This is a genomic window from Pseudomonas sp. PGPPP4 (assembly GCF_002256045.1).
Classification (GTDB): Bacteria; Pseudomonadota; Gammaproteobacteria; order Pseudomonadales; family Pseudomonadaceae; genus Chryseomonas; species Chryseomonas oryzihabitans.
The window spans coordinates 519,226-542,794 of the sequence record NZ_NKID01000002.1 but is presented as its reverse complement, the minus strand read 5'-3'; the positions used below and the strand labels follow the sequence as shown (position 1 = coordinate 542,794).

Here is a 23,569-nt window from a genome sequence, read left to right as displayed (position 1 = left end):
GGATATCCGGGGCTTTTTCATGTGACCGCGGGGATCAATCTTCGCGATAGCGACGCAGACGCAGGGCCTTGCCGGCTACGCGGGTATCCTTGAGCTTGGTCAGCAGACGCTCCAGGCCTTCTTCGGGCAGCTCCACCAGGCTGAAGGAGTCACGGATCTGGATGCGGCCGATGGCCTCGCGATCCATGCCGCCTTCGTTGATAATGGCACCCAGCAGGTTCTTGGCGGCGACGCCATCACGGGCGCCCAGGGCGGTGCGGCAGCGCACGCGGCCTTCCGGCAGCGGCTGCATCGGACGACGCTCGCCACGGTCCGGACGCTCACCACGCTCGGGACGATCGCCCCGCTCGCTGCGCTCGCCACGGGGACGCTCGCCACGGCCGGCGCCGGGGGTGAGCGGCTGCTCGCGACGGACCGACTCGATGTCCAGGGCGCGGCCGCTGGTCAGCTTGGCCAGCAGGGCCGCGGCCAGGGTCGAGGGATCGCACTGCAGACGCTCGCACAGCTCCTGACGCAGGGCGCCGTGAGTGGTGTCGGCATCGGCCAGCAGCGAACCCACGCCATCGGCCAGGCGGGAGATACGGGCTTCCAGTACGGCTTCGGCGTCGGGCAGACGGATTTCGCCGACGCGCTGACCGGTGACGCGCTCGATGACCTGCAGCATGCGGCGCTCGCGCGGGGTGACCAGCAGCAGCGCGCGACCTTCACGACCGGCCCGGCCGGTACGACCGATACGGTGCACGTAGGATTCCGGATCGTAGGGCATGTCCACGTTCAGCACGTGGGTGATGCGCGCCACGTCCAGGCCGCGAGCGGCGACGTCGGTGGCGACCACGATGTCCAGCGAACCGTCCTTCAGCGACTCGATGGTCTTCTCGCGCTGGGCCTGGGGCATGTCGCCATTCAGGGCGCTGACGCGATAGCCCTGGCGCTCCAGCAGCTCGGCCAGGTCCAGGGTCGCCTGCTTGGTACGGACGAAGGCGATCAGGGCGTCGAAGTTCTCCACTTCCAGCAGGCGCAGCACCGAGGCCGGCTTCTGGTCGGCGTGGACCATCAGGTGCGCCTGCTCGATGCGGGCGACGGTCTGGGTCTTGGCCGCGATGCGGACGTGTTGCGGTTCCTTGAGGTGACGCTCGGCGATGGCGCGGATCGACGGCGGCAGGGTCGCCGAGAACAGCACGGTCTGGCGGGATTCCGGCATGGCTTCGAAGATGAATTCGAGGTCATCCATGAAGCCCAGCTTGAGCATCTCGTCGGCTTCGTCGAGCACCAGGTGCTGGACGGTGGCCAGCAGGTTGTCGTCGCGACGCAGGTGGTCGCACAGACGACCGGGGGTGGCGACCAGAACCTGGGCGCCCATGCGCAGGGACTTCAGCTGCGGGCCCATGGGCGCGCCGCCGTAGAGGGCCACGACCTTCACGCCGGGCATCTCGGTGGAATAGGTTTCGCAGGCGGTAGCCACCTGCAGGGCCAGTTCACGGGTGGGAACCAGCACCAGAATCTGGGGTTCGCGGCGGGACGGGTCGAGCTTGGAAAGCAGCGGCAGAGCGAAGGCTGCGGTCTTGCCGGTACCGGTCTGGGCCTGGCCGATCATGTCGTGACCGGAGAGAATCACCGGGATGGACTGCGACTGGATGGGCGACGGCTCTTCATAGCCGACGGCCTTGATGGCGGCGAGGATGGCGGGATTGAGATTGAGCGCAGCGAAACCGCTGGTGTCCTGGGTCATTGTCTTGCCTCGTGTGCTTCGCAAAGACCCCAAAGCCAAGAGCTGCGCTTATCCGAATGACCGAAGTCGCCCAGGCAGCCAAGGTGTGAGCTTTTTGCGAAATAGCGGATGAAAAAGGGGTGAAGCGTCTAGGATTGTTCGCCGTCGGGCGAACGCACGACCGGTGTGGCCATGGCGGCGGACCGGGAAAATGCAGTTCCTGAACGGAAGGTCAAAAAGACCGGGGCGAATGATACCCGAACCCTGGACATTTCTCCAGAGAACCTTGGTCTACTTTTGTGGTCAGGTTGCCGCACGCAGGTTGTCCAGATAGGCCTCCAGATCGAAGCCGATCCGCGGGGTCAACTCCCGGGCGCGCTGCCGCGTGCCCGCCTCGTCCAGCGCCTGCTCCAGCCTGGCCGGCACCAGCAGGATGACGTTGCCCTCCACCACCGGGCACTCCCAATAGTGGTGGCGGAACAGACCGCGCAGCAGGGCGGCGCCCAGGGGCTTGCCGTCGGTGGCGCTCCACTGGTTGATCATCAGCCAGCCGCCGGGGTTGAGCTTGGCCTGGCAATTTTCCAGGAAGCGCCAGGCCAGATGGGCACTGGACGGACCGACATCGGTATAGAGGTCGACGAAGATCAGATCGGCAGGCGCCGCGCTGTCGAGCAGGTCCAGGGCATCGCCGATGCGGATGGCCAGGCGCGGGTCCTCGTCGAGGCCCAGATGCTGGCGCGCCAGGCGCGGCACCGCGGGGCGCAGTTCCAGGACTTCCACCGCCTCCAGGGGCAGCCACTTGAGGCAGGCCTGGGTCAGGGTGCCGGCGCCCAGGCCGAGAAAGAGCGCTCGCCGCGGCTGTGGGTGGCAGAGCGCGCCGAGCAGCATGGCGCGGTTGTAGTCGTATTCCAGCCAGGCGGGGTCCGCGGTGAAGACGCAGCTCTGCTCCACCTCCTCGCCAAACTCCAGGAAGCGATAAGGTCCCACCTCCACCACCCGGATCCGGCCATGGTCATCGACGACCTCTTCCAGCAACACTTCCGTCTCGACCATCACCACCCTCCTCTATAGCCGCCCATGGTAGCCGCGATGGGCACTGTCTATCGAGCCATGCGGCCGCTATCGGTTACCATGGACGGCTTCATCGCACCCTCAGAGAGAATCATGTCCGCGCCCTGGAGCCCCACCAGCTGGAGAGGCCTGCCCATCCAGCAACAGCCCGAATACCCCGACAAAGCCCGTCTCGCCGATGTCGAGCGCACCCTGGCCGGCTATCCGCCGCTGGTGTTCGCCGGCGAAGCCCGCGAATTGCGCCGACAGTTCGCCGAGGTCACCCAGGGCCGGGCCTTCCTGCTGCAGGGCGGCGATTGCGCGGAAAGCTTCTTCGAATTTTCCGCCGGCAAGATTCGCGACACCTTCAAGGTGCTGCTGCAGATGGCGGTGGTCATGACCTTTGCCGCCGGTTGCCCGGTGGTCAAGGTCGGCCGCATGGCCGGCCAGTTCGCCAAGCCGCGCTCCTCCGGCGACGAGGTCCAGGACGGCGTCTCCCTGCCGGCCTACCGTGGCGACATCGTCAACGGCATCGACTTCACCGAAGGCAGCCGCATCCCCGACCCGCAGCGCCTGATCCAGGCCTACAACCAGTCCACCGCGACCCTCAACCTGCTCCGCGCCTTCGCCCAGGGCGGTTTCGCCGACCTGCACCAGGTGCATCGCTGGAATCTGGACTTCATCGCCAACTCGGCGCTGGCCGACCGCTACCACCAGTTGGCGGACCGCATCGACGAGACCCTCGCCTTCATGCGCGCCTGCGGCCTGGACACCGCGCCCCAGGTCAAGGAAACCAACTTCTTCACCGCCCACGAGGCGCTGCTGCTCAACTACGAGGAAGCCTTCGTCCGTCGCGACAGCCTGACCGGGGACTGGTACGACTGCTCGGCGCACATGCTCTGGATCGGCGACCGCACCCGCCAGCCCGGCGGCGCCCACGTCGAATTCCTGCGCGGCGTGAACAACCCCATCGGCGTCAAGGTCGGTCCTTCTACCACCAGCGAAGACCTGATCCGCCTGATCGACACCCTCAACCCCGAGAACGATCCGGGTCGCCTCAATCTCATCGTGCGGATGGGCGTGGGCAAGGTCGGCGATCACCTGCCGCGCCTGATCCAGACCGTCGAGCGGGAGGGTCGTCAGGTGCTGTGGAGCTCCGACCCCATGCACGGCAACACCATCAAGGCGTCCACCGGCTACAAGACCCGGGATTTCGCCAGCGTGCTGGGCGAAGTCAAGGAATTCTTCGGCGTGCACCAGGCCGAGGGCACCTACGCGGGCGGCATCCATATCGAGATGACCGGCCAGAACGTCACCGAATGCATCGGTGGCGCCCGCCCGGTCACCGAAGACGCCCTGTCCGATCGCTACCACACCCATTGCGACCCGCGCCTGAATGCCGACCAGTCCCTGGAACTGGCCTTCATGATCGCCGAGACGCTCAAGGGCATTCGCCGCTAAGGCAGAGAGGGCGCGGCGCGCTCTAGTGCCGCGCCACCGCCTCGCGCAAGACGTCCGCCGGCCCGTGCAACCGCAGGTCGGCGAGACCGAGCCAGTCGGCCAGGGTACGCAACTGCCCCGCCAGGGCGTCCAGCCCCTCGTCATCCAGCCCCGCCGCCTCCAGATGCACGGCATGCACCGCCAGCCGCGACTGCGCCCGCTCGGCGCGCAGATCCACCCGCCCCGCCAGCCGCTCCCGGTAGAGAAAGGGCAGCACATAGTAGCCATAGACCCGTTTGGCCGCCGGCGTGTAGATCTCCAGTCGATAGCGAAAGCCGAACAGCTGCTCGGTGCGCTCACGCTCCCAGACCAGCGAATCGAAGGGCGACAGCAACGCCGCGGCGCGCACGGGGCACCCGGGACTGGGCGTCTCGGCGACATAGGCCGGCTTCGACCAGCCCTGCACCTGGAGGGACTGCAGACTGCCCTCCTCCAGCAATTCGGCGAGGCCCTGGCGGGCTTCGGCCGGACTGAGACGGAAATAGTCACGCAGCTGGACCTCGCTCGCCACGCCCAGGGCACGGGCGCTGCGCAGGAGCAAGGCGCGGCGGGCGGCTTCGGGCGCAACAGCCGGCGCCGCAAGGATCTCCGAAGGAAGCACCCGCTCGGGCAGGTCATAGAGGCGCTCGAAGCCGCGCCGCCCGGCCACCGTCACCTCGCCGGCGGCGAACAGCCACTCCAGCGCCAGCTTGCCCGGACTCCAATCCCACCAGGGACCGGCCTGCTCGACCCGCTTGGCCAGGCTGCCGGCGCCCAGGGCACCCCGCTGCACCACCGCCTCCAGGGTCTGGGCGACGACCTGCGGCTGTTCGACGGCGAAACGCGCCAGCTGCCGATAGATGCCGATGCCCTGGCGCGCCTGATCGCGCCGCCAGCGCAGCTCGGCCCAGACCTCGGCCGGCACCAGCGAAGCCTCGTGGGCCCAGCATTCATAGAGCTGGCGCTTGCGCCCCTGGCCCCAGGCCAGGGCATCGAAATCGGCGAAGGCATAGTGGCCGAGACGGCTGAACAGCGGCAGGTAATGGGAGCGCACCAGCGCATTGACCGAATCGATCTGCAGCACGTTCAGGCGTGCGGCCTGGCGATACAGGGCGGCCGGACCCGCGCCACCCTTGGGTTGATTACCGAAACCCTGGGCGCGCAAGGCCAGACGCCGGGCCTCGCGCAGGGAAAGGCTGTCCATCCGAGCTCCTGATAGAGGAAGGGATCTTTCACCCTAGCAGGATCGGCGGCGGCGCTCCTCCGCGGGCTGCTGCCAGAACGGCTTGTCGGCCTCCTGCCAGGCATCGGCGCGACTCAGGCCGAGGTCGTGCAGCGCGCCTTCATCCAGCCGATAGAGCGCTCGGCGTTGGCGGGAAAGCTCTATCGCCCGCCGCAACCAGGCCCAGGCCTGCCGCAGACGAGAGGTGACGCCCGCAACACCAGGGGAACGCCCGGACGAATCTCGGTGAGCTATGAGCTGAGCCATGGTGCATCTCCTTCTCCAGAGGGTATGGCTCAAGTCTGGAAGCCGGCTTAACATCAATTCAACGAATATTTCTGATGCGATCCATTCACCGAGCTGATGCCATGAACTACCCCAGCATAGAGACCGATCTGCTGCGCACCTTTGTCGCCATCGCCGATCAGGGCGGCTTCACCCGCGCGGCCGAGGTGGTCAACCGCACCCAGTCGGCGGTGAGCATGCAGATGCGCAAGCTGGAAGAGGACGTGCTGCAGCGGCGACTGTTCGAGCGTGACGGCCGCCAGGTCCGTCTGACTGCGGAAGGCCAGATCCTGCTGGGCTTTGCCCGGCGGATCCTCAAGCTGCATGGGGAGGTGATGACCACTCTGCGCGAGCCGCACATGGTGGGGACGGTGCGCATCGGCACCCCTGACGACTACGTCATGAGGTTCATTCCGGGCATCCTTGCGGGCTTCGCCAAGGCCTACCCGCTGGTGCAGGTGGATGTCCACTGCGAGCCCACCGCGGGTCTGCTGCAGCGTCAGGATCTGGATCTGACCATCGTCACCCGCGAACCGGGCAACGAGATCGGTCTGCCGTTGCGGCGGGAACGCTTCGTCTGGGCCGAGGCACCCGGGTTCGACATTCACCAGCGCGATCCGCTGCCGCTGGCGATGTTCAATACCTCCTGCTTTCTCAGCGAATGGGCCCGCCGCGCCCTGGACAATCGCGACCGTGGCTATCGCCTGGCCTACAGCAGCCCCAGCCTTGCCGCTCTGCTGGGCATCGTCAAGGCAGGCCTGGCGGTCACCGCGCAGCTGGAGAGCCTGCTGCCGAGCGAATTGCGCCGGCTGGGAGAAGCCGACGGCATGCCCGACCTGCCCTCCTGTTCCATCGAACTGCTGCGTAATCCACGCAGCGCCTCGCCGATCATCGACACCCTCGCCGAGCATATCGCCGAGGGCTTTCGGCAGTAGTCAGCGCAGCGCCAGCAGCGCCGCGCAGAGCAGCAGAAAACCGCAGAACAGCAGGCGCAGCAGCCGTTCGGGCAACTGGTGGGCCAGCTTCACGCCCCAGCTGACGCTGAGCAGGCCGCCGATGGCCAGGGGAATGCCGACGCTCCAATCCACTTCGCCATGCCAGGCATAGCTGGCCAGGGTGACGCCCGTGGTGGGCAACGCCATGGCCAGGGACATGCCCTGGGCCGCGACCTGGGTCAGCCCCATCACGCCCGCCAGGATGGGCGTGGCGATCACCGCCCCGCCGACGCCGAACAGCCCACCGACCAGTCCCGCCACCAGCCCCAGCACGCCAAGGCCCAGACGGCTCGGCGTGGTCAGCGGTGGCTGGCCACGGCGATAGAGTTGCCAGAGGTTGTAGAGCACAAGGAGCAGCAGGAAGCCGACGAAGCCGTGGCGCATGGAGCGGGCGTCCAGGGAGACCGCCAGTGCCGTGCCCACCAGGGCCGAGACCATGCCCGCGCCCGCTAGCAAGGCGGCGCGCTGCCAATCGATGCGATTGCGCTGGTTGTACTTGTAGACCGACAGCAGCACGTTGGGGACCACCATCACCAGAGCGGTGCCCTGGGCCAGTTGCTGGTCGAGGCCGAACAGCAGTGCCAGCACCGGAATGGCGATGAGGCCGCCACCGATGCCGAACAGCCCACCCACCACGCCCAGCACCGCCCCGAGGACGACATCGATCAACAAGGTAAACAGCGATTCCACGGCGATTCTATCCAGCGGCAAAGAGATTTGGAGAGACCGGCCAGACCGGCCCACGGCGAAAGCCCAGACAGCAAAAAGCCCGGCAAGCCGGGCTTTCTGATCGAGACGCCTGGTTTAGACCTTGGCGCGCGACTTGTACTCGTTGGTACGGGTGTCGATCTCGATGTGGTCACCGATATCGCAGAACTCGGAGACCTTCAGCTCGTAGCCGTTGTTCAGGCGAGCGGTCTTCATGACCTTGCCCGAGGTGTCGCCGCGAACGGCCGGCTCGGTGTAGGCGATCTGGCGCACGATGGTGGTGGGCAGTTCGATGGAGATGACGCGGTCGTTGTAGAACACCGCTTCGCAGACGTCGGTCATGCCGTCTTCGATGAAGGCGATGGCTTCGCCCAGGTCGTCCTTCTCCACTTCGTACTGGTTGTACTCGTCGTCGACGAAGACGTACAGGGGATCGGCGAAGTAGGAATAGGTGACTTCCTTGCGATCCAGAATCACCGGCTCAAGCTTGTCGTCGGCGCGGAAGACGGTCTCGGTCGCGCTGCCGGAGAGCAGGCTCTTCAGCTTCATCTTGACCACTGCAGCGTTACGGCCGGACTTGTTGTATTCAGCTTTCTGGATGACCCAGGGAGCGTTGTCGATCATGGCCACTTGGCCGGCACGGAACTCTTGTGCGGTTTTCATGCGGTTATCCGTATGGATGGAAGAACGGGATTTCGAGGCGCCATATGATAGCCAATCTGTATGGAAATGCACCAGGCTGGCGGCAAGATCGCTGTGAGAAGCCATCCGATCGCTCCAGTCGCGCGCCAGCAGACGCCAGTTTTCGACCTGTGCGTCCAGCGCCGACCAGGCCGCAGCCAGGTCGCCGCGACCGTTCCAGGCCAGCCACAGGGCACTGACCGCGGCGCCCAGCTCAGGGGTACCGGACGCCACATAGCGCGCCAGGAAGGCTTCGAGTTTGACGAAGTGGGCGTCCTCTTCCTGCGGATAGATGTGCCAGACGAAGGGATGCGCCGCCCATTGCGCGCGGACGAAGGAGTCCTCGCCGCGGATGGCATTGAAGTCGCAGCACCACAGCAGGCGGTCGTATTGCTGCTGGGAGACGAAGGGCAGCACCTGCACCCGTAGGGCGCCGCGGCCGTGGCTGTCGCCGGCCTTGAGCCAGTCGACGCCCAGCCAGGCGGCGACGTTGGCCAGCACCCGCCCCTCCGGCACCAGCAGGCAGGTCGGCCGGTTACCGGCGCTCAGGGCATCGAGCCAGTCGATCAGCGCCGGATTCTCGTAGGCGAACAGCGAGAACAGGCGCTCGCCCGGCTGCCGGCGGACGCCCAGCCCGGCGAGAAAGTCGTCCCGCGTCGCGGCCGTCTGCAGGAAGCCGTCCCGCTGCTCGAGCAGGTCGCGCTCGCGCAGCAGCCCGCCGACCTGGGCGGTAAAGCCGGGAAAGAAGAAGTACTTGTTCAGCCCGGTGGGCTGCAGCGACGGCAGGGCGTGACAGCCTTCGATCCACTCCTCGGCGCTCAGGTATTCCAGATTGAGCCAGAGGGGACGCTCGGCGCGCCGCGCCATGGCGGTGATGAAGCCGTCCGGCAACTGGCAGGCGAAGGCCTCCACCACCACGTCGCCCGGCTCGGCCGGCGTCCAGTCGGCATGCCAGCGGCGTACCTCGACCCCGCGATGCCACTGCTGCTCGGCCGTGCCATCGACCCCCGGCTGGATCCGCGCCAGGGGATAGAGGTCGTCGATCCAGAGGCGGACCTGCTGTCCATGCTCGGCGACCAGCTGATGGGCCAGACGCCAGGTGATACCGGCGTCCCCATAGTTGTCCACCACCGTGCAGAAGATGTCCCAGGCTGCCATGCCATACCTCTAAGTCATTGATATCGAATCGTGTTTCGCTTCAGCCCGTGGGTAATGCGCGGCGAATTCCAGTGAACCCAGTCACACCGCGACCCCAGGCGGGTCGGTAGTATCCGCGCTTTTTCGGACGGATTCTCCATGTCGTTGCGCCCCGCCCTGCTGTTCTGCCTGAGCCTGGCTTCCCTGAGCGCCCTGGCGACACCCCAGCCGCCCCGCACCTTCAGCGAAGCCAAGGTGGTCGCGACCAAGGTCTATGCCAAGCAGGGCGTGGACTTCTATTGCGGCTGCCACTACAACGGCAAGACCGTGGATCTGAAGAGTTGCGGCTACGTCCCGCGCAAGAGCGCCCAGCGCGCGAGCCGCATCGAGTGGGAGCACATCGTGCCGGCGTGGGTGATCGGTCACCAGCGTCAGTGCTGGCAGAAAGGCGGGCGCAAGAACTGCACGGCCAGCGATCCGGTTTACCAGAAGGCCGAGGCCGATCTCTTCAACCTGGTGCCGGTGGTTGGCGAGGTCAATGGCGATCGCAGCAACTTCGCCTTTGGCTGGCTGCCGCAGAAACCCAGCCAGTACGGCGCCTGCCAGATGGTGGTGGACTTCAAGGCCAAGACCGCCATGCCACGCCCGGAGATCCGCGGCATGGTCGCCCGCACCTACTTCTATATGAGCGACCGCTATGGCCTGCGCCTGTCCAAGCAGGACAGCCAGCTGTACACCGCCTGGACCAAGCAGTACCCGCCCGAGGCCTGGGAGCGCCAGCGCAATCAGCGCCTGGCCTGCATCATGGGCCACGGCAATCCCTATGTGGGCCAGACCAAGGCCTGCAAGTAGCGCGACTCAAGCAGCGGTTGGGATGCCGCTGTGGAATCTCAGCTCGCTGTCGCTGGAGGTGATCAGTTCCACTTCCAGAGCGCGGACCTCGGCGATCTTGGCGTCGACGTCGTCGCGCTCGCCATAGAGATAGGCGAGCTTGAGATAGTCCTGGAAATGCCGGGCTTCGGAGGCCAGCAAGCCGCTGTAGAACTTGCCCAGCTCCGCGTCCAGATGGGGCGCTACCGCACCGAAGCGCTCGCAGGAGCGGCATTCGATGAAGGCACCGATCACCAGGCTGTCGGTCAGCTTCAGCGGTTCATGGTTGCGGCAGAGCTTGCGCAGGGCGCCGGCATAGCGCGCCGAGCTGACGTTGCGGTGCTCGATGCCGCGGCGCTTCATGATCTGCAGCACCTGCTCGAAGTGGCGCAACTCTTCGCGGGCGATGCGCGACATCTTCCAGGACAGTTCGGCGCGATTGGAATAGGTGAACAGATAGTGGAAGGCGGCGCCGGCGGCCTTCTTCTCGTTGTTAGCGTGGTCCTGCAGCAGCGTCGGCAGATCCTGCAGCGCGGCCTCGACCCAGGCATCCGGCGTACGGCAACCGAGGAATTCGTTCATCTCGGGCAAGGACATCAGCGTAATCCCGTGCAAAAGCCGCGCATTATAGAGAAAGGCGCGCGCCTGGGCAGCGCCGCCCGCCTGCTGGTCTTCAGACGCGGCTGTCGACGCCTTCGAGCAGGAAGCGCGGGGCGATGTAGCGGTCGTAGTGGGCTTCGGAGAGCAGAAAGAATTCCCGGTCGATGGCGTCGCGCAACTCGGCCAGCGGGCGCTCGCGAAATTCCGGCAGGAGCCGCACCCCATAGGCGTCCAGCTGCTGGATATGGCGCGCACCGCGGGCCAGCAACTGATAGGCCCAGCAATACTCGGACTGATCCGGCCGGAAGCGAATGCTGCGCTGCTGCAACTGCTGGCGCAACAGCGCCGCATCGAAGACATCGACCTTGGCCGACACCACCTGCACCAGCAGCAGCTCCAGGCGCGCCCAGACGGCGCGACGCTCCTCTTCGCCGTAGAGATTCCAGTTCACTACCTCGTGGTGGAATCTCTTGCAACCACGGCAGACGTGGTCGCCGAACATCGTCGAGCACAGGCCGACGCAGGGCGTCTTGATGACAGGAGCGGGCATGGGCGGCAAGCCTTGGAGCAAAACGCCTAGTCTAGCCGGAAACGGCAACGACCGGCGCGGGTGGCCCGCGCCGGTCGTGCAGAACCTCAGGTCGAATCACACCGCGGCGACGCCGCGGCTCGGCAGCGGGCTGGCGCTGCGCCGGCTCAGGGCGTAGAAGAACAGCCCGCCGAGGAAGCAGCCGGTGAACCAGGCGAAATTGGCGATCGGCTTGAACCAGGGCACGAAGGTGAAGCACAAGCCGATCAGCGCCGCGGCCACCAGCGCCTGGACCGCGACCCAGTTGACGCCGCCGCTGTACCAGTAGGCGCCCTGCGGGGAATCGTCGAACAGGGCATCGACGTCGATCCGGCCCTTGCGCAGCAGGTAGTAGTCCACCAGCAGGATGCCGAACAGCGGGCCGATGCAGGCCGCCAGCACGTCCAGGGTGTAGTGGATCACCTCGGGATTGTTGAACAGGTTCCAGGGGGTGATGAAGATCGAGGCCACGGCCGCGATCATGCCGCCGGCACGCCAGCTGATCTTGCTGGGTGCCACGTTGGCGAAGTCGAAGGCCGGCGAGACGAAGTTGGCGACGATGTTGATGCCGATGGTGGCGGTCACGAAGGTGAAGGCGCCCAGCAGCACCGCGGTGGTGTTGTCGATGCGGGCCACGGTGGCGATGGGGTCATGGATCATCTCGCCAAACACCGGCAGGGTGCCGGAGACGATCACCACGGTGACCAGGGAAAAGGCCAGAAAGTTGATCGGCAGGCCCCAGAAATTGCCGCGCCGCACATCCTGCATGGAGCGGCAGTAGCGACTGAAGTCACCGAAATTCAGCGTGGGCCCGGAAAAATAGGACACCACCAGGGCGATGGCGACGATCACCTGACCAAAGGCCGCCCAGCCGGTCAGCTGCTTTTCCGCCAGGGTGAAGCTGATGTTGCTCCAGCCGGCGCGCCAGACGATCCAGGCGGCGAGCAGGAACATCACCGCATAGACGGCGGGACCGGCCCAGTCGATGAAGCGGCGGATGGATTCCATCCCCGCCCAGAAGACGCAGGCCTGCAGGAACCAGAGGGTGAGGAAGCCGCCCCAGCCCAGATAGGAAAGGCCCAGGAAGCTGCTGTCGCCATAGACCGCCAGCGCGGGAAAGAAGCGCAGCACCACGATGACCAGGGCGCTGGAGGCCAGGTAGGTCTGGATGCCGTACCAGGCGACCGCGATTAGGCCACGGATCACCGCCGGAATGTTCGCGCCGAAGACGCCGAAGGCCAGCCGGCAGATGACCGGATAGGGGACGCCGGCCTGCTGGCTGGGCCGGGCGACCAGGTTGGCGACCACCTGCACGATGCAGATCCCCACCAGCAGCGCGATCAGCACCTGCCAACTGGCTAGCCCCAGGGCGAACAGGCTGGCGGCGAAGACATAGCCGCCGACGCTGTGCACGTCGCTCATCCAGAAGGCAAAGATGTTGTACCAGCTCCATTTCTGCTCGACCGGGCCGAGGTCTTCGTTGTACAGGCGCGGGCTGTAGCCCGGGGGAATCTGCTGGTTCATGAATCGCCTCCTCCGTGGTAGCGGGCACCTGCATACGGCGCCCGCCTTGTTTTGTATACAATCCACCAGGCAGAGAACGTGCCAGCTACCGAAAAATGTCCTTAACCTCCTGGCTCGATAGAGAATTTTAGAGAAAAGAGGCTCTAATCCAGGCCTGCAGGCGTTACCGCAGATGCACTTCTCTGGGGCGTTCGGTGGCAGACAGGCGCTACCTTGGCGCACAAAGCAGGACACATTCGCCCATCGTCGTCGCCCAAGACTTTGTATACAATTCAGTCAAATCGCCGGAGTCAGCCCATGAGTGTAGTACCCTCACCGCTCGCCATTGCCGCCTCGCCCCGGGACGAACGGATCTACCAGGACATTCTCGAAGCCATCGTCGAGCATCGCCTGACCCCGGGCACCCGTCTGCCGGAAGACACCCTGGCGGAAACCTTCGGCATCAGCCGCACGGGCATTCGCAAGGTGCTGCAGCGGCTGGCCCTGGAGCGACTGGTGACCCTGCGCGCCAATCGCGGCGCCCAGGTCGCCCAGCCCAGCGCCAAGGAGGCCCAGGACATCCTCGCCGCACGCCAGTTGATCGAACCGGCGCTGATGCCCCTGGTGGCCGCCCGCGTCGACAGCGCCCAGCTCGCGCCCCTGCGGCAACTGTGCCTCGAAGAGCACGAAGCGCAGCATGGCGGCCGCCACAGCCTGGCGATCCAGTTGTCCGCGCGCTTTCACGTCGAACTCGCCGCCCTGGCCGATAACCAGGTGCTGACCGAACAGGTCGCCCAACTGGCCAGTCGCTCTTCGCTGCTGATCGCCATCTATGGCTCGCGGCACAGCCTGGGCTGCGATTGCGGCCAGCACGAAGACCTGCTGGACCTGCTCGCCCGCGGCGACGGCACGGCCGCCAGCGAGTGGATGGCGCAGCACCTGCGCCTCATCCGCGAATCCCTCCGGATCGACCGGCCCACGGCCGCCGAACCCGATTTCCGCAGCATCTTCAAACGCAGCTGAGGCTCCCATGCAGATTCAGATCATCAATCCCAACACCAGCGCCAGCATGACCGCCAAGATCGGTCGTGCGGCCCAGGCCATCGCCCGTCCGGGCACCACCATTCTCGCCAGCAATCCGGACGCCGGTCCGGTGTCCATCGAGAGTCATTACGACGAGGCCGTGGCCGCGGTCGGGGTCATAGAGGAAATGCGCAAGGGCGTCGAGGCCGGCTGCGCGGCCCACGTCATCGCCTGCTTTGGCGATCCGGGCCTGCTGGCCGCGCGGGAAATGGCCCAGGGGCCGGTGCTGGGCATCGCCGAGGCCGGTTTTCACCTGGCCAGCCTGCTGGCCACCCGCTTCGCGGTGGTGACCACCCTCACCCGCACGCGCATCATCGCCGAGCACCTGCTGCAGCGTTACGGCTTCGCCGAGCTGTGCACCTCGGTGCGCTGCATCGACCTGCCGGTGCTGGCCCTGGAAGCCGCCGACGACAGCCTGATCGAACTGATCGCCGCCGAGGGCCGCCGCGCCCGTGACGAGGAAGGCGCCGGCGCCATCGTGCTGGGCTGTGGCGGCATGGCCGATCTGCGCGAGGCCTTGAGCGAGGCCATCGGCATTCCGGTGATCGAGGGCGTCAGCGCCGCGGTCAAGCTGGCCGAAGCCCTGGTCGACCTGGGCCTGGGCACCAGCAAGCATGGCGACCTGGCATACCCCATCGCCAAACCCTTCAGCGGACGCTTCGCGCACCTGGGCCGGTAGCAGCCTGCGGCCAAGGTCCAATCAGCCGTCCCAGCGATGCGACAACGCGGCGCTTAACTTCGCTCGAGGCTTGGCGTAGAATTAGGCAGCCTTATAGGCGCAATGTCCGATACGAAGCTGTTTTCAAAGCGTCACGAGCAAAGTATCCGGCGATCCGGCAGCGGCGGCCTCATCAACCGCCTTGCTGCCGATCAGCTCTCCAGCAGCCGGCGTAAAACTTTGAAAACAGCTTCCAGCGGAATGCGTCCGGCGCGACGGCGGTCCTGCCCGCAGCCTCCCCCGTCTTACCCTGCCGGATACATTTCGGGGCGCCAGCCCCCGGACGCAATATTGGACCACTGATGAGGGTCAACCTGTGCTTGAAGCCTATCGTAAACACGTAGAAGAGCGTGCCGCCCAGGGCATCGTGCCCCAGCCGCTGAACGCCGAGCAAACGGCCGGTCTGGTCGAACTGCTGAAGAATCCCCCGGCCGGCGAAGAAGAATTCCTCGTCGACCTCATTACCAACCGCGTGCCGCCGGGCGTCGACGAAGCCGCCTACGTGAAGGCCGGTTTCCTCTCTGCCATCGCCAAGGGCGAAGCCCAGTCCCCGCTGATTTCCAAGCAGCGCGCGACCGAGCTGCTGGGTACCATGCAGGGCGGCTACAACATCGCCACCCTGGTCGAGCTGCTGGACGACGCCGAACTGGGCGCCGTGGCTGCCGAACAACTCAAGCACACCCTGCTGATGTTCGACGCCTTCCACGACGTGGCCGAGAAGGCCAAGGCGGGCAATGCCCACGCCAAGGCCGTCATACAGTCCTGGGCCGAGGGCGAGTGGTACAAGAAGCGTCCGGAAATCGCCGAGAAGTACACCCTGACCGTGTTCAAGGTGCCGGGCGAAACCAACACCGACGACCTCTCCCCTGCGCCTGACGCCTGGTCGCGCCCGGACATCCCGCTGCACGCCCTGGCCATGCTGAAGATGGCTCGCGACGGCATCGTGCCCGAGCAGCAAGGCAGCATCGGTCCGCTGAAGCAGATCGAGGAAGTGCGCGCCAAGGGCTTCCCGGTCGCCTACGTCGGTGACGTGGTCGGCACCGGTTCGTCGCGCAAGTCCGCCACCAACTCGGTGCTGTGGTTCTTTGGCGACGACATCCCCTACGTGCCCAACAAGCGCGCCGGTGGTTTCTGCTTCGGTTCCAAGATCGCCCCGATCTTCTACAACACCATGGAAGACGCCGGCGCCCTGCCGATCGAATTCGACGTGTCGGCGCTGGAAATGGGCGACGTCATCGACGTCTATCCCAAGGCCGGCAAGGTCACCCGCCACGGCAGCGACGAGGTACTCGCCACCTTCGAACTCAAGACCCCCGTGCTGCTGGACGAAGTCCGCGCCGGCGGCCGTATCCCGCTGATCGTCGGCCGTGGCCTGACCGAGAAGGCGCGTGCCGAACTGGGCATGGGTCCGACCGACCTGTTCAACAAGCCGGACCAGCCGGCCGAGAGCAGCAAGGGCTACACCCTGGCGCAGAAGATGGTCGGCAAGGCCTGCGGCGTCGAGGGCGTGCGCCCCGGCACCTACTGCGAGCCGAAGATGACCACCGTCGGTTCCCAGGACACCACTGGCCCGATGACCCGCGACGAGCTGAAGGACCTGGCCTGCCTGGGCTTCTCGGCTGACCTGGTGATGCAGTCCTTCTGCCACACCGCGGCCTATCCCAAGCCCATCGACGTCAAGACCCACCACACCCTGCCAGATTTCATCCGCACCCGTGGCGGCGTCTCCCTGCGTCCGGGCGACGGCATCATCCACAGCTGGCTGAACCGCATGCTGCTGCCCGACACCGTCGGCACCGGTGGCGATTCCCACACCCGCTTCCCGATCGGCATCTCCTTCCCGGCCGGTTCCGGCCTGGTGGCCTTCGCCGCGGCCACCGGCGTCATGCCGCTGGACATGCCGGAGTCGGTCCTGGTGCGCTTCAAGGGCAAGATGCAGCCTGGGATCACCCTGCGTGACCTGGTGCATGCCATCCCCTACTACGCCATCCAGAAGGGTCTGCTGACCGTCGAGAAGAAGGGCAAGAAGAACATCTTCTCCGGCCGCATCCTCGAGATCGAAGGTCTGGAAGACCTGACCGTGGAGCAGGCGTTCGAGCTGTCCGATGCCTCCGCCGAGCGTTCCGCCGCCGGTTGCACCATCAAGCTGTCGCCCGAGTCGATCACCGAGTACCTGCAGTCCAACATCACCCTGCTGCGCTGGATGATCGAGGAAGGCTACGGTGACCCGCGTACCCTGGAGCGCCGCGCGCGCGCCATGGAAGCCTGGATCGCCAACCCGGAACTGCTCGCCGCCGATGCCGACGCCGAATACAGCGAAGTCATCGAGATCGATCTGTCCGAGGTCAACGAGCCGGTGCTGTGCGCCCCGAACGATCCGGACGACGCCCGTCTGCTGTCCCAGGTGGCTGGCGACAAGATCGACGAGGTGTTCATCGGTTCCTGCATGACCAACATCGGTCACTTCCGCGCCGCCGGCAAGCTGCTGGACAAGGTCAAGGGCTCGATCCCGACCCGCCTGTGGCTGTCGCCGCCGACCAAGATGGACCAGCACCAGTTGACCGAGGAAGGCTACTACGGCATCTACGGCAAGGCCGGCGCGCGCATGGAAATGCCGGGCTGCTCGCTGTGCATGGGCAACCAGGCCCGTGTGGCCGCCAACGCCACCGTGGTCTCCACCTCCACCCGTAACTTCCCCAACCGCCTGGGCGACGGCGCCAATGTCTACCTGGCGTCGGCGGAGCTGGCAGCGGTGGCCTCGATCCTGGGCAAGCTGCCCACCGTCGAGGAGTACATGGAATACGCGAAGAGCATCGACAGCATGGCCGCGGACGTCTACCGCTATCTGAGCTTCGACCAGATCGCCGAATTCCGTGAAAGCGCCGAGAAGGCCCGCATCGCCGCCGTCGAAGTCTGACGTTAGCGTTCGGTACTGAAAACCGCCCTTCGGGGCGGTTTTTTTGACCTCGCAGCAGGGTGGACAACGCGAAGCTTGTCCACCCTGCTGCGAGGTCGAGAGAGGCATCGGTGGCAAGCAGTGGAAAAGGCTGCGCCGTTTTCCACGCTACGGGAGCCTGGCAGTCGGCGGGAAATGGCAGCCGCATTCAATACGGTGCGAGACGAAGGCACGCGGCCTTAAGCACTAGTTAACCCAGCGCCCCTTACCCTCGGCTCTCCATCCAGCCCGAGGTCCCTTTCATGAAACGTCTTGCTGCCATCACCCTGACCGCCCTGTTGCTCGGCCTCAGCCAAACGAGCATGGCGGCCGGCTGCATCAAGGGCGCCGTGGCAGGCGGGGTGGCCGGGCATTTCGCCGGACACCATGCCATCGCGGGTGCGGTAGCCGGTTGCGCAATCGGCCACCACCTGGCCACCAAGGCCAAGGAAGAGCAGCAGCATCCTCACTCCTGAGGATGCTCCGCACGGCCGAAGCGATAATCCCACGCCCCTTCCGGAGCTTCATGCAGATGCCACGCCCACTCGTTGCAATGCTTTTGTCGCTCGGTCTTTGCAGTGCCGCTGCGGCTGCCGGGGCCGCTGAGCCGCTGGAATCCGCCACCCGCTCCCTGGCCGCGGCCTATGCACCGCGCCTGAAGATCGGCGCCGCCATCGAGCCCGACCAGCTCGCGGGGCCCGACGGCGTACTGCTGGCGCAGCAGTTCAGCAGTGTCGTGGCGGAGAACGCCATGAAACCCGCACGCATCCATCCGCAGAAAGACAACTACGTCTTCGCCCCTGCGGATGCCATCGTCGCTTTCGCCGAAAAGCATGGGCTGGCGATTCGCGGCCATACCCTACTCTGGGGCAGCCATACGCCGGACTGGTTCTGGCAAGGGGATGGCGGCCAGCCGGCCTCGCGGGAGCGGGTGCTGCAGCGATTGCGTCAGCACATCGCCACGGTGGTCGGCCGCTACCGTGGCCGGGTCTATGCCTGGGACGTGGTCAACGAGGTCATCGATCCCAACCAACCCAGCTGCCTGCGCAACGACCGCTGGCTACAGGTGGTCGGCCCGGACTACCTCGCCGAAGCCTTTCGCGCCGCCCATGCCGCCGATCCCCAGGCGCGGCTGTTCATCAACGAATTCAACACCCAGGAGCCCGCCAAGCGCGATTGCCTGGCGCGGGTGGTGAAAGGGCTGCTGGCCGAGGGCGTGCCGGTGCAGGGCATCGGCCACCAGACCCATATCAGCATCTACTGGCCAGCGCTGGCGGCCATCGATCAGTCGCTCACCACCTTCGCCAAGTTGGGGCTGGAAAACCAGATCACCGAGCTGGACATGAGTCTCTATCAGCATCACGACTACCACCCCGCACTCGGTCTGCCGCAGCGGCTGGACCTTCAGGCCGAGCGCTATCGCGACCTCATGGCCATGGTCCTGAGGCATCCCGAGGTGAGCGCCGTGACCTGGTGGGGCGTGGCCGACGACCACAGCTATCTGAACAACCCGCCCGGCGTACCGGGAGACGACCAGCCGCTGCTGTTCGGCCGCCAGCAACGGCCGAAACCGGCCTACTGGGCCGTCCTGCCTCAGGCACCGCGCTAGCAGCACGATCTAGTGGCGATCTTTCCGCCCTTTCATGCTTCGCGCCCGAGGTGGTTATCGCGGCCATGGGCCGCTCCTACGGTTACCTCGGGCCCGTAGGAGCGGCCCATGGCCGCGATAACCTTTGCCGGTCTACGCAAATGGATAGAGCAAGAGAACTGGCGAAGCTCGGCCTGGTCAATTGTTACAGGACATTACTTCGCACCCACGAGAGGTCGCCACCATGAAGCTACTGCCTACCCTTGCCCTGTCTGCTCTGCTGCTCGGCGCCAGCCAAGCCACCTTCGCCGCCGGTTGCGTCAAGGGCGCCGTGGTCGGCGGCGCCGCGGGTCATGTCGCCGGTGGTCACGGCGTTGCCGGCGCCGCCGCGGGCTGCGCCATCGGTCACCACGAGGCCAACAAGAAGGCCAAGGAAGAACAGCAGGCCGCGCCCAAGCAATAGTCGCAAGGCCCCGCCAGCACTGGCGGGCGGGGCCGATTTAACGCTTTCTTTACGCCCCGCCACCGCTCCCCGCCTCGCTTCTTTACACCCCTCCTCCCGACAATTTCTCCACGCGGCAACGGCCGTCTCTGGAGAACTCGCGATGACCCCCTGGAATCTTCTGGCCCTGCTCCTGGCACTGGGTCTGTTCGTCTATCTGCTGGCGGCGCTGTTGCGCGCCGGCCGGTCCTAGGGAGGCGGCATGGACAGCCAAGCCGCGTTCCTGATCCTGGCCTTCCTGGCCCTGACCTTTCTTCCCGCGCCCTTCCTGGGGCGCTACTTCTACCGCGCGCTGGAAGGCGAGCGGACCTGGCTGACCTTTGTCGGCGAGCCCCTGGAGCGCCTGACCCTCAAGGTGGTGGGCACTGATGGCCGCGGCCAGGACTGGCGCACCTATGCCATCGCCCTGGTGCTGTTCAATGGACTGGGCATCGGGCTGCTGTTCGCCATCCTGCTGCTGCAGGGCGAACTGCCGCTCAATCCGCAGCACCTGCCCGGGCTCGAATGGACCCTGGCGCTGAACACGGCCATCAGCTTCGTCACCAACACCAACTGGCAGGCCTATAGCGGCGAAGCCTCGCTGAGCTACTTCAGCCAGATGGTTGGCCTGGGCGTGCAGAACTTCGTCAGCGCCGCAGTGGGCGTGGCCGTGCTGGCCGCCCTGGCGCGCGGCATCACCCGCCGTAGCGCCCAGGAGATCGGCAATTTCTGGGTCGATCTGTTTCGCGCCACCTTCTATGTGCTGCTGCCGCTGTGCGTGCCCCTGGCGCTGCTGCTGATCTGGCAGGGCGTGCCCCAGACCTTCGCCGCCTATGTCGATGCCACCACCCTGCAGGGCGCCAGCCAGACCCTGCCGCTGGGCCCGGCGGCCAGCCAGATCGCGATCAAGCAGCTGGGTACCAACGGCGGCGGCTTCTTTGGCGTCAACTCGGCGCACCCCTTCGAGAACCCCACGGCGCTGAGCGATCTGCTGGAGCTGTCGGCCATCCTGATGATTCCGGCCGCGCTGGTGTTCAGCTTTGGCCACTACGTCAAGGATCGGCGGCAGAGCTGGGCGATCTTCGCCGCCATGTTCGGCCTGCTGGTGATCGGAGGCGCCGTGGCCATCGGTGCCCAGAATCACGCCAACCCCGCGCTGGCCGGCCTGTCGATCACCCAGGGGGCGTCCCTGGAAGGCGTGGAGACCCGCTTCGGCGGTACCGCCTCGGCGCTCTGGGCAACGGTAACCACCGCCGCCTCCAACGGATCGGTGAACGCCATGCATGACAGCCTGGCACCCCTGACCGGCCTGATCGCCCTGTTCAACATGATGCTCGGCGAGGTGATCTTTGGCGGCGTCGGTGCCGGCCTCTACGGCATGTTGCTCAATGTGCTGATCGCCGTCTTCATCGCCGGCCTGATGGTGGGTCGTACCCCGGAATACCTGGGCAAGAAGCTGGAAGCCCCCGAGGTGCGGCTGCTGGTGGCGACCCTGCTGGTCATGCCGCTGGGCGTGCTGGTGCTGGGCGCCATCGCTGCCAGCGTTCCGGCCGGTGTGGCCGGGATCGGCGCCACGGGCCCCCATGGCTTCAGCCAGCTGCTCTATGCCTACACCTCGGCCACGGCCAACAACGGCTCGGCCTTTGGCGGTTTCAGCGCCAACACGCCCTTCCACAACCTGATGCTGAGCCTGGCCCTGCTGATCGGTCGCTTCGGCTACATCCTGCCGATCCTGGCCATCGCCGGCAGCCTGGCCGCCAAGCGACCCGTGCCGCTCGGCCCCAACAGCTTTCCCACCCACGGGCCGCTGTTCGTCACCCTGCTGGTGATCACCCTGCTGCTGGTGGGCGGCCTAACGTTCCTGCCGACGCTCGCCCTGGGGCCGATCGCCGATCATCTGCAACTGTTCGGAGTCCGCTGAAATGGATGCCCAGACCCACACCCTGCCCACTCCTACCCCTGGCACCCTGTGGCGCCAGGCGCTGCGGCAGGCCTTCGTCAAGCTCGACCCGCGCCAGCAGATCCGCTCGCCGGTGATGTTCGTGGTGGAGATCACCGCGCTGTTCTCCACCCTGCTGTGCCTGGCGCCGGACAATGGCGTGAGCACCGGGGTGGCGGTGCAGATCACCCTCTGGCTGTGGTTCACCCTGCTGTTCGCCAACTTCGCCGAAGCCCTCGCCGAGGGACGTGGCAAGGCGCGCGCCGACAGCCTCAAGGGCATCGGCCAAAATCTCGCCGCTCGCCTGGAGGAAAACGGCGAGCACCGGATGGTGCCGGCCAGCGCCCTGCGCAAGGGCCAGATCGTGCGGGTGGAAGCCGGCGAGCTGATCCCCGGTGACGGCGAGATCGTCGAAGGCGTGGCCGCGGTCAACGAGGCGGCCATCACCGGGGAATCGGCGCCGGTGATCCGTGAGTCCGGCGGCGATCGCTCGGCGGTCACCGGCAACACCCGGGTGGTGTCGGACTGGATCCGGGTGCGCATCACCGCCAACCCCGGCGAGTCGACCCTCGATCGGATGATCGCCCTGGTGGAAGGCGCCAAGCGGCAGAAGACCCCCAACGAGGTCGCCCTGGACATCCTGCTGATCGGCCTGACGCTGATCTTCCTGCTGGTGGTGGTGACCCTGCAGCCCTTTGCCGCCCTGGCCGGTGGCGAGCTGCCGCTGCTGTTCCTGGTGGCCCTGCTGGTGACCCTGATCCCCACCACCATCGGCGGCCTGCTCTCCGCCATCGGCATCGCCGGCATGGATCGCCTGGTGCGGCTGAACGTGATCGCCACCTCGGGGCGCGCCGTGGAGGCCGCCGGTGACGTCCATACCCTGTTGCTGGACAAGACCGGCACCATCACCTTCGGCAATCGCCGCTGCAGCGCCCTGTACGCGGTCCAGGGCATCACGCCCAAAGCCCTGGCCGAGGGCGCCCTCTATGCCTCGCTGGCCGACGAGACCCCGGAAGGCCGCTCTATAGTGGAATACCTGCGTAACCTGCATCCGCTGGAGGAGCCGCCGCGCGCCCAGGTCACGCCCATTCCCTTCAGCGCCGAGACGCGCCTGTCGGGCATCGACTGGCAGAGCCGCGCGTACCGCAAGGGTGCGGTGGACGCGGTGCTGATGTTTCTCGGCCAGACCCGGGCCGACCTGCCGGAGGTATTGGCCCGGGAGATCGAGACCATCGCCAAGAGTGGCGGCACCCCGCTGCTGGTCTGCGGTGAAGGCCGGCTGCTGGGCGCCATCCACCTCAAGGACGTGGTCAAGCCGGGCATCCGCGAGCGTTTCGCCGAGCTGCGTACCCTGGGCATCCGCACCGTGATGGTGACCGGCGACAACCCCCTCACCGCCACCGCCATCGCCGCCGAGGCTGGGGTGGACGACGTCATCGCCGAAGCCACCCCGGAAAAGAAGCTGGAGCGCATCCGCAGTGAACAGGCCGAGGGTAAGCTGGTGGCCATGTGCGGTGACGGCGCCAACGACGCCCCCGCCCTGGCCCAGGCCGATGTCGGCATGGCGATGAACGACGGCACCCAGGCGGCCCGGGAGGCCGCCAACCTGGTGGACCTGGATTCGGACCCCACCAAGCTGCTCGACGTGGTGCAGGTGGGCAAGGAACTGCTGGTGACCCGCGGCGCCCTGACCACCTTTTCGGTGGCCAACGACGTGGCCAAGTACTTCGCCATCCTGCCGGCGCTGTTCGCCGGCATCTATCCGCAGCTGAACGTGCTCAACGTGATGCACCTGGCCAGTCCGCAGAGCGCCATCCTGTCGGCCATCGTGTTCAACGCCCTGATCATCGTCGCGCTGATTCCCCTGGCGCTGCGCGGGGTGCGGGTCAAGGCCGCCAGTGCCGCCGCCCTGTTGCGCCGCAACCTGCTGATCTATGGGCTGGGCGGCATCGTCGTGCCCTTCGTCGGCATCAAAGCTATCGACCTGGCGCTCGGCGCCCTGGGTCTGGTCTGAGGAGA

21 protein-coding genes and 1 pseudogene are annotated in these 23,569 nt (G+C 66.3%); 12 read left to right on the top strand and 10 right to left on the bottom strand.

Annotated elements, in window-relative coordinates; genetic code table 11:
- Positions 1–34: 34 nt before the first annotated feature.
- Both CFE50_RS05335 and CFE50_RS05330 read right to left on the bottom strand, forming a co-directional pair.
- On the bottom strand, positions 35–1,729 hold the full coding sequence (locus CFE50_RS05335; RefSeq protein ID WP_007158490.1) for a DEAD/DEAH box helicase: 1,695 nt from the start codon (positions 1,727–1,729) through the stop codon (positions 35–37).
- Between the two features lie 282 nt (positions 1,730–2,011).
- The gene (locus tag CFE50_RS05330) at positions 2,012–2,761 is read right to left on the bottom strand and encodes a spermidine synthase (protein WP_286731865.1); all 750 of its coding nucleotides are present in this window, start codon (positions 2,759–2,761) and stop codon (positions 2,012–2,014) included.
- 111 nt (positions 2,762–2,872) lie between these two features.
- On the opposite strand from CFE50_RS05330, the gene CFE50_RS05325 reads away from it, so the two are divergent.
- On the top strand, positions 2,873–4,219 hold the full coding sequence (locus tag CFE50_RS05325) for a class II 3-deoxy-7-phosphoheptulonate synthase (RefSeq protein ID WP_241810257.1): 1,347 nt from the start codon (positions 2,873–2,875) through the stop codon (positions 4,217–4,219).
- 22 nt (positions 4,220–4,241) lie between these two features.
- Here CFE50_RS05325 and CFE50_RS05320 read toward each other — a convergent pair whose 3' ends face one another.
- Together CFE50_RS05320 and CFE50_RS05315 are read right to left on the bottom strand one after the other, a co-directional pair.
- Entirely contained in the window at positions 4,242–5,441 is a 1,200-nt protein-coding gene (locus CFE50_RS05320; RefSeq protein WP_286731863.1) for a winged helix-turn-helix domain-containing protein, read from the bottom strand.
- Between the two features lie 33 nt (positions 5,442–5,474).
- Positions 5,475–5,726: a DUF1127 domain-containing protein gene (locus CFE50_RS05315; protein WP_197851670.1), complete on the bottom strand. Its 252-nt coding sequence runs from the start codon at positions 5,724–5,726 to the stop codon at positions 5,475–5,477.
- A gap of 101 nt (positions 5,727–5,827) precedes the next feature.
- Between CFE50_RS05315 and CFE50_RS05310 the strand changes: the two genes are divergently transcribed.
- Complete coding sequence (locus tag CFE50_RS05310; protein WP_044342058.1) at positions 5,828–6,679, top strand: LysR substrate-binding domain-containing protein; 852 nt, start codon at positions 5,828–5,830, stop codon at positions 6,677–6,679.
- On the opposite strand, the gene CFE50_RS05305 is transcribed toward CFE50_RS05310, so the two are convergent.
- From CFE50_RS05305 to earP, 3 genes and pseudogenes are all read right to left on the bottom strand, one after another.
- The gene (locus tag CFE50_RS05305) at positions 6,680–7,420 is read right to left on the bottom strand and encodes a sulfite exporter TauE/SafE family protein (RefSeq protein ID WP_286731972.1); all 741 of its coding nucleotides are present in this window, start codon (positions 7,418–7,420) and stop codon (positions 6,680–6,682) included.
- Positions 7,421–7,543: 123 nt separating this feature from the next.
- Positions 7,544–8,110, bottom strand: a complete 567-nt coding sequence (efp, locus tag CFE50_RS05300) for an elongation factor P (protein WP_278442465.1) — start codon at positions 8,108–8,110, stop codon at positions 7,544–7,546.
- A 48-nt stretch (positions 8,111–8,158) separates the two neighbouring features.
- A pseudogene (gene earP, locus CFE50_RS05295) lies at positions 8,159–9,286 on the bottom strand (elongation factor P maturation arginine rhamnosyltransferase EarP); the annotation flags it as partial.
- A gap of 138 nt (positions 9,287–9,424) precedes the next feature.
- Between earP and CFE50_RS05290 the strand changes: the two are divergent.
- Positions 9,425–10,117 (top strand): endonuclease, encoded by a 693-nt coding sequence (locus CFE50_RS05290; RefSeq protein ID WP_286731857.1) that lies wholly within the window; start codon positions 9,425–9,427, stop codon positions 10,115–10,117.
- Between the two features lie 6 nt (positions 10,118–10,123).
- On the opposite strand, the gene CFE50_RS05285 is transcribed toward CFE50_RS05290, so the two are convergent.
- The 3 genes from CFE50_RS05285 to CFE50_RS05275 form a co-directional block, all read right to left on the bottom strand.
- Positions 10,124–10,735: a MiaE family protein gene (locus tag CFE50_RS05285; RefSeq protein WP_161796600.1), complete on the bottom strand. Its 612-nt coding sequence runs from the start codon at positions 10,733–10,735 to the stop codon at positions 10,124–10,126.
- A 73-nt stretch (positions 10,736–10,808) separates the two neighbouring features.
- The gene (locus tag CFE50_RS05280) at positions 10,809–11,285 is read right to left on the bottom strand and encodes a DUF1289 domain-containing protein (protein WP_027602188.1); all 477 of its coding nucleotides are present in this window, start codon (positions 11,283–11,285) and stop codon (positions 10,809–10,811) included.
- Between the two features lie 96 nt (positions 11,286–11,381).
- A complete protein-coding gene (locus CFE50_RS05275; RefSeq protein WP_027599520.1) occupies positions 11,382–12,827 on the bottom strand; it encodes an NCS1 family nucleobase:cation symporter-1 in 1,446 nt (481 codons plus the stop codon).
- Positions 12,828–13,124: 297 nt separating this feature from the next.
- On the opposite strand from CFE50_RS05275, the gene CFE50_RS05270 reads away from it, so the two are divergent.
- The 9 genes from CFE50_RS05270 (at position 13,125) to kdpB (ending at position 23,564) form a co-directional block, all read left to right on the top strand.
- A complete protein-coding gene (locus CFE50_RS05270) occupies positions 13,125–13,829 on the top strand; it encodes a GntR family transcriptional regulator (RefSeq protein ID WP_286731852.1) in 705 nt (234 codons plus the stop codon).
- A 7-nt stretch (positions 13,830–13,836) separates the two neighbouring features.
- Complete coding sequence (locus CFE50_RS05265) at positions 13,837–14,568, top strand: aspartate/glutamate racemase family protein (RefSeq protein ID WP_286731850.1); 732 nt, start codon at positions 13,837–13,839, stop codon at positions 14,566–14,568.
- 355 nt (positions 14,569–14,923) lie between these two features.
- Positions 14,924–17,524: a bifunctional aconitate hydratase 2/2-methylisocitrate dehydratase gene (gene acnB, locus CFE50_RS05260; RefSeq protein WP_286731848.1), complete on the top strand. Its 2,601-nt coding sequence runs from the start codon at positions 14,924–14,926 to the stop codon at positions 17,522–17,524.
- A gap of 281 nt (positions 17,525–17,805) precedes the next feature.
- The gene (locus CFE50_RS05255; RefSeq protein WP_286731846.1) at positions 17,806–18,018 is read left to right on the top strand and encodes a hypothetical protein; all 213 of its coding nucleotides are present in this window, start codon (positions 17,806–17,808) and stop codon (positions 18,016–18,018) included.
- 83 nt (positions 18,019–18,101) lie between these two features.
- On the top strand, positions 18,102–19,151 hold the full coding sequence (locus CFE50_RS05250) for an endo-1,4-beta-xylanase (RefSeq protein WP_286731843.1): 1,050 nt from the start codon (positions 18,102–18,104) through the stop codon (positions 19,149–19,151).
- 223 nt (positions 19,152–19,374) lie between these two features.
- Positions 19,375–19,593, top strand: a complete 219-nt coding sequence (locus CFE50_RS05245) for a hypothetical protein (protein ID WP_027602181.1) — start codon at positions 19,375–19,377, stop codon at positions 19,591–19,593.
- 142 nt (positions 19,594–19,735) lie between these two features.
- Positions 19,736–19,825: a potassium-transporting ATPase subunit F gene (locus tag CFE50_RS05240; RefSeq protein ID WP_017640468.1), complete on the top strand. Its 90-nt coding sequence runs from the start codon at positions 19,736–19,738 to the stop codon at positions 19,823–19,825.
- 9 nt (positions 19,826–19,834) lie between these two features.
- Positions 19,835–21,532, top strand: a complete 1,698-nt coding sequence (gene kdpA / locus CFE50_RS05235) for a potassium-transporting ATPase subunit KdpA (RefSeq protein ID WP_241810245.1) — start codon at positions 19,835–19,837, stop codon at positions 21,530–21,532.
- Between the two features lies 1 nt (position 21,533).
- Positions 21,534–23,564, top strand: coding sequence for a potassium-transporting ATPase subunit KdpB (kdpB, locus tag CFE50_RS05230; protein WP_286731832.1), 2,031 nt, complete (start codon positions 21,534–21,536; stop codon positions 23,562–23,564).
- Positions 23,565–23,569: the final 5 nt, after the last annotated feature.